The sequence below is a fragment of the Curtobacterium sp. MCBD17_008 genome, assembly GCF_003234475.1.
In the GTDB taxonomy this organism is placed as follows: Bacteria; Actinomycetota; Actinomycetes; order Actinomycetales; family Microbacteriaceae; genus Curtobacterium.
Window position 1 is genome coordinate 1 of sequence record NZ_QKTK01000028.1, and the last position, 5,608, is coordinate 5,608.

The 5,608-nt window shown below is 55.6% G+C and carries 3 rRNA genes; all 3 read left to right on the forward strand.

Annotated features, from left to right (window positions below):
* Positions 1 to 222: 222 nt before the first annotated feature.
* The 3 genes from DEI95_RS16325 (at position 223) to rrf (ending at position 5,603) form a co-directional block, all read left to right on the forward strand.
* Positions 223 to 1,744: ribosomal RNA gene (locus DEI95_RS16325) — 16S ribosomal RNA — on the forward strand.
* A 473-nt stretch (positions 1,745 to 2,217) separates the two neighbouring features.
* A 23S ribosomal RNA gene (locus DEI95_RS16330) occupies positions 2,218 to 5,346 on the forward strand.
* 140 nt (positions 5,347 to 5,486) lie between these two features.
* Positions 5,487 to 5,603, forward strand: a 5S ribosomal RNA gene (rrf, locus tag DEI95_RS16335).
* The 16S, 23S and 5S rRNA genes sit together here, the layout of an rRNA operon.
* The last annotated feature ends 5 nt before the right edge of the window (positions 5,604 to 5,608 follow it).

Genomic DNA, 5,608 nt, shown 5'->3' on the forward strand with positions numbered 1-5,608 from the left:
CAGCCTCTCTGGCGAAGCATCCTGGTGGTGTGGAGTGGGGAGTGCGTCTGGTCCTTGAGAACTCAACAGCGTGCACATTGTCAATGCCAATTTTATTGACCTCGTGCCTGGTCGGTTTTTTACCGGTCGGGTCATGAAGCAATTCCTTTTGGATTGAAGATTGTCAGTAGACAGTCAACAGTCAAGATCAACTCGCTGGCACTTCGGTGTTGGTTGTAATTTTTTACGGAGAGTTTGATCCTGGCTCAGGACGAACGCTGGCGGCGTGCTTAACACATGCAAGTCGAACGATGATCAGGAGCTTGCTCCTGTGATTAGTGGCGAACGGGTGAGTAACACGTGAGTAACCTGCCCCTGACTCTGGGATAAGCGTTGGAAACGACGTCTAATACTGGATATGACTACTGGTCGCATGGCCTGGTGGTGGAAAGATTTTTTGGTTGGGGATGGACTCGCGGCCTATCAGCTTGTTGGTGAGGTAATGGCTCACCAAGGCGACGACGGGTAGCCGGCCTGAGAGGGTGACCGGCCACACTGGGACTGAGACACGGCCCAGACTCCTACGGGAGGCAGCAGTGGGGAATATTGCACAATGGGCGAAAGCCTGATGCAGCAACGCCGCGTGAGGGATGACGGCCTTCGGGTTGTAAACCTCTTTTAGTAGGGAAGAAGCGAAAGTGACGGTACCTGCAGAAAAAGCACCGGCTAACTACGTGCCAGCAGCCGCGGTAATACGTAGGGTGCAAGCGTTGTCCGGAATTATTGGGCGTAAAGAGCTCGTAGGCGGTTTGTCGCGTCTGCTGTGAAATCCCGAGGCTCAACCTCGGGCTTGCAGTGGGTACGGGCAGACTAGAGTGCGGTAGGGGAGATTGGAATTCCTGGTGTAGCGGTGGAATGCGCAGATATCAGGAGGAACACCGATGGCGAAGGCAGATCTCTGGGCCGTAACTGACGCTGAGGAGCGAAAGCATGGGGAGCGAACAGGATTAGATACCCTGGTAGTCCATGCCGTAAACGTTGGGCGCTAGATGTAGGGACCTTTCCACGGTTTCTGTGTCGTAGCTAACGCATTAAGCGCCCCGCCTGGGGAGTACGGCCGCAAGGCTAAAACTCAAAGGAATTGACGGGGGCCCGCACAAGCGGCGGAGCATGCGGATTAATTCGATGCAACGCGAAGAACCTTACCAAGGCTTGACATACACCGGAAACGGCCAGAGATGGTCGCCCCCTTGTGGTCGGTGTACAGGTGGTGCATGGTTGTCGTCAGCTCGTGTCGTGAGATGTTGGGTTAAGTCCCGCAACGAGCGCAACCCTCGTTCTATGTTGCCAGCGGGTTATGCCGGGGACTCATAGGAGACTGCCGGGGTCAACTCGGAGGAAGGTGGGGATGACGTCAAATCATCATGCCCCTTATGTCTTGGGCTTCACGCATGCTACAATGGCCGGTACAAAGGGCTGCGATACCGTAAGGTGGAGCGAATCCCAAAAAGCCGGTCTCAGTTCGGATTGAGGTCTGCAACTCGACCTCATGAAGTCGGAGTCGCTAGTAATCGCAGATCAGCAACGCTGCGGTGAATACGTTCCCGGGCCTTGTACACACCGCCCGTCAAGTCATGAAAGTCGGTAACACCCGAAGCCGGTGGCCTAACCCTTGTGGAAGGAGCCGTCGAAGGTGGGATCGGTGATTAGGACTAAGTCGTAACAAGGTAGCCGTACCGGAAGGTGCGGCTGGATCACCTCCTTTCTAAGGAGCATCTGGTCAGTGCTGCTCACCGTCGTGGTGGGTTGGTTGCTGGTCCAGGCGCCCGGTTCGGACCGAACGTGTCCGACGGGTAGCTCATGGGTGGAACATTGACAGTGCAGTCGGGAGCGCGTCTTCTGGTCTCAGTACGCTCGGGTGTCTCTTTGTGAGGTGTCTGGGTTGGAACGGGTCGGGGGGAAGCGGGTTGGCTGGTGCACGTTGTTGGGTCCTGAGGGACCAGGCTTCCTGATCGTCGGGTTGTCTCTTTTGGAGGCGGGTTCGGTGGTTGGGGGTTGGGCCGCAAGGTCCTTCGGTGGGCTGCATGAGGTCAGGCGTTGTGTCTGGTGGAGTGTGGTGCCGATCGTATGTTGAGAACTACACAGTGGACGCGAGCATCTTTAGATTCGCGTCATCGATGATCGTCGGCTTTCGGGTTGGCGTGAAACATGGCGTTGGATCGCAATTTTAATCTTTGTGGTCAAGTTTCTAAGAGCAAACGGTGGATGCCTTGGCATCTGGAGCCGAAGAAGGACGTAGAAATCTGCGATAAGCCTCGGGGAGCTGATAATCGAGCTTCGATCCGAGGATTTCCGAATGGGGAAACCCCGCCAGGCGACTTGTCGACCTGGTGACTCCCGCCTGAATATATAGGGCGGGTAGAGGGAACGTGGGGAAGTGAAACATCTCAGTACCCACAGGAAGAGAAAACAACATGTGATTCCGTGAGTAGTGGCGAGCGAAAACGGATGAGGCTAAACCGATCATGTGTGATAGCCGGCGGGCGTTGCATGGTCGGGGTTGTGGGACACGTCGCTCAGTTCTGCCGGACTGGGACGGTTACAGCGCATCATAGTCGAACCGGTTTGAAAGCCGGGCCGTAGTGGGTGCCAGCCCCGTAGACGAAATGGTGTTATGGCCGGATGTGTATCCCAAGTAGCACGGGGCCCGAGAAATCCCGTGTGAATCTGTCAGGACCACCTGATAAGCCTAAATACTCCCAGATGACCGATAGCGGACAAGTACCGTGAGGGAAAGGTGAAAAGTACCCCGGGAGGGGAGTGAAATAGTACCTGAAACCGTTTGCTTACAAACCGTCGGAGCCTCCTTTGTAGGGGTGACGGCGTGCCTTTTGAAGAATGAGCCTGCGAGTTAGCGATATGTGGCGAGGTTAACCCGTGTGGGGTAGCCGTAGCGAAAGCGAGTCTGAATAGGGCGATTCAGTCGCATGTCCTAGACCCGAAGCGAAGTGATCTATCCATGGCCAGGTTGAAGCGACGGTAAGACGTCGTGGAGGACCGAACCCACTTCAGTTGAAAATGGAGGGGATGAGCTGTGGATAGGGGTGAAAGGCCAATCAAACTTCGTGATAGCTGGTTCTCTCCGAAATGCATTTAGGTGCAGCGTTGCGTGTTTCTCGCCGGAGGTAGAGCTACTGGATGGCCGATGGGCCTCAACAGGTTACTGACGTCAGCCAAACTCCGAATGCCGGTGAGTGAGAGCGCAGCAGTGAGACGGTGGGGGATAAGCTTCATCGTCGAGAGGGAAACAACCCAGACTACCAACTAAGGCCCCTAAGCGTGTGCTAAGTGGGAAAGGATGTGGAGTTGCACAGACAACCAGGAGGTTGGCTTAGAAGCAGCCACCCTTGAAAGAGTGCGTAATAGCTCACTGGTCAAGTGATTCCGCGCCGACAATGTAACGGGGCTCAAGCACACCGCCGAAGTTGTAGATTTCGCACATAGACAAGCCTTCGTGGTTCAGTCGTGCGGAGTGGTAGGAGAGCGTCGTGTGGCGAGTGAAGCGGCGGAGTGATCCAGCCGTGGACGCCACACGAGTGAGAATGCAGGCATGAGTAGCGAAAGACGGGTGAGAAACCCGTCCTCCGAAAGACCAAGGGTTCCAGGGCCAGGTTAATCCGCCCTGGGTAAGTCGGGACCTAAGGCGAGGCCGACAGGCGTAGTCGATGGACAACGGGTTGATATTCCCGTACCGGCGAACAACCGCCCAAGCTAATCCAGTGGTGCTAAGAGTCCTAACCCGGCACTTGTTGATCCCTTCGGGGTGAGACGGGCCGGTCTAACGCTCGACCCCATGCTGGTGCGGTTAGCGTATGAACAGGTGTGACGCAGGAAGGTAGCTGAGCCAGGCGATGGTATCCGTAAGGTGAACCTGGTGTAAGGATGTAGGGCTGACGATAGGCAAATCCGTCGTCTGTACGCCTGAGATCCGACGCGTACCCGTTAAGGGGAAATCAGTGATCCTATGCTGCCGAGAAAAGCATCGACGCGAGGTTGCAGCCGCCCGTACCCGAAACCGACTCAGGTGGTCAGGTAGAGAATACCAAGGAGATCGAGATAATCGTGGTTAAGGAACTCGGCAAAATGCCCCCGTAACTTCGGGAGAAGGGGGGCCGGACACGTGACCGGATTCACTCCGTGAGCGTTGAAGGCCGCAGAGACCAGTGGGAAGCGACTGTTTACTAAAAACACAGGTCCGTGCGAAGTCGCAAGACGATGTATACGGACTGACGCCTGCCCGGTGCTGGAAGGTTAAGAGGAAGGGTCAGCCTCACGGCGAAGCTCTGAATTTAAGCCCCAGTAAACGGCGGTGGTAACTATAACCATCCTAAGGTAGCGAAATTCCTTGTCGGGTAAGTTCCGACCTGCACGAATGGCGTAACGACTTCCCAGCTGTCTCAACCGCGAACTCGGCGAAATTGCACTACGAGTAAAGATGCTCGTTACGCGCAGCAGGACGGAAAGACCCCGTGACCTTTACTATAGTTTGGTATTGGTGTTCGGAGTGGCTTGTGTAGGATAGGTGGGAGACTGTGAAGCGGGCACGCTAGTGTTCGTGGAGTCATTGTTGAAATACCACTCTGGTCACTTTGGATGTCTAACGTAGGACCCTGATCGGGTTCATGGACAGTGCCTGATGGGTAGTTTAACTGGGGCGGTTGCCTCCCAAAGAGTAACGGAGGCGCCCAAAGGTTCCCTCAACCTGGTTGGCAATCAGGTGGCGAGTGTAAGTGCACAAGGGAGCTTGACTGTGAGACTGACAGGTCGAGCAGGGACGAAAGTCGGGACTAGTGATCCGGCAGTGGCTTGTGGAAGCGCTGTCGCTCAACGGATAAAAGGTACCTCGGGGATAACAGGCTGATCTTGCCCAAGAGTCCATATCGACGGCATGGTTTGGCACCTCGATGTCGGCTCGTCGCATCCTGGGGCTGGAGTAGGTCCCAAGGGTTGGGCTGTTCGCCCATTAAAGCGGTACGCGAGCTGGGTTTAGAACGTCGTGAGACAGTTCGGTCCCTATCCGCTGCGCGCGTTGGAAATTTGAGAAGATCTATCCCTAGTACGAGAGGACCGGGATGGACGAACCTCTGGTGTGTCAGTTGTTCTGCCAAGGGCACCGCTGATTAGCTACGTTCGGACCGGATAACCGCTGAAAGCATCTAAGCGGGAAGCCGTCTTCGAGATGAGATTTCCATGCACCTTGAGTGTGAGAGGCTCCCAGCAGACTACTGGGTTGATAGGCCGGATGTGGAAGCGGGGACTAACGACCCGTGGAGCTGACCGGTACTAATAAGCCGAAGACTTGACACACACTTTTTACCCACACCCTCACGGGTGTGGGGCTCGCGTCCACTTTGTGGTTCCCGACAGACGATCGGGAACAACTGAAACTGAACACCGCGCATGCGCGGAATGGTTTCGAAGCTTCCTTGTTGGAGTGTCGAAATTGTTCCGGTGGTCATAGCGAGAGGGAAACGCCCGGTCACATTCCGAACCCGGAAGCTAAGCCTCTCAGCGCCGATGGTACTGCAAGGGGGACCTTGTGGGAGAGTAGGACGCCGCCGGACTTCTT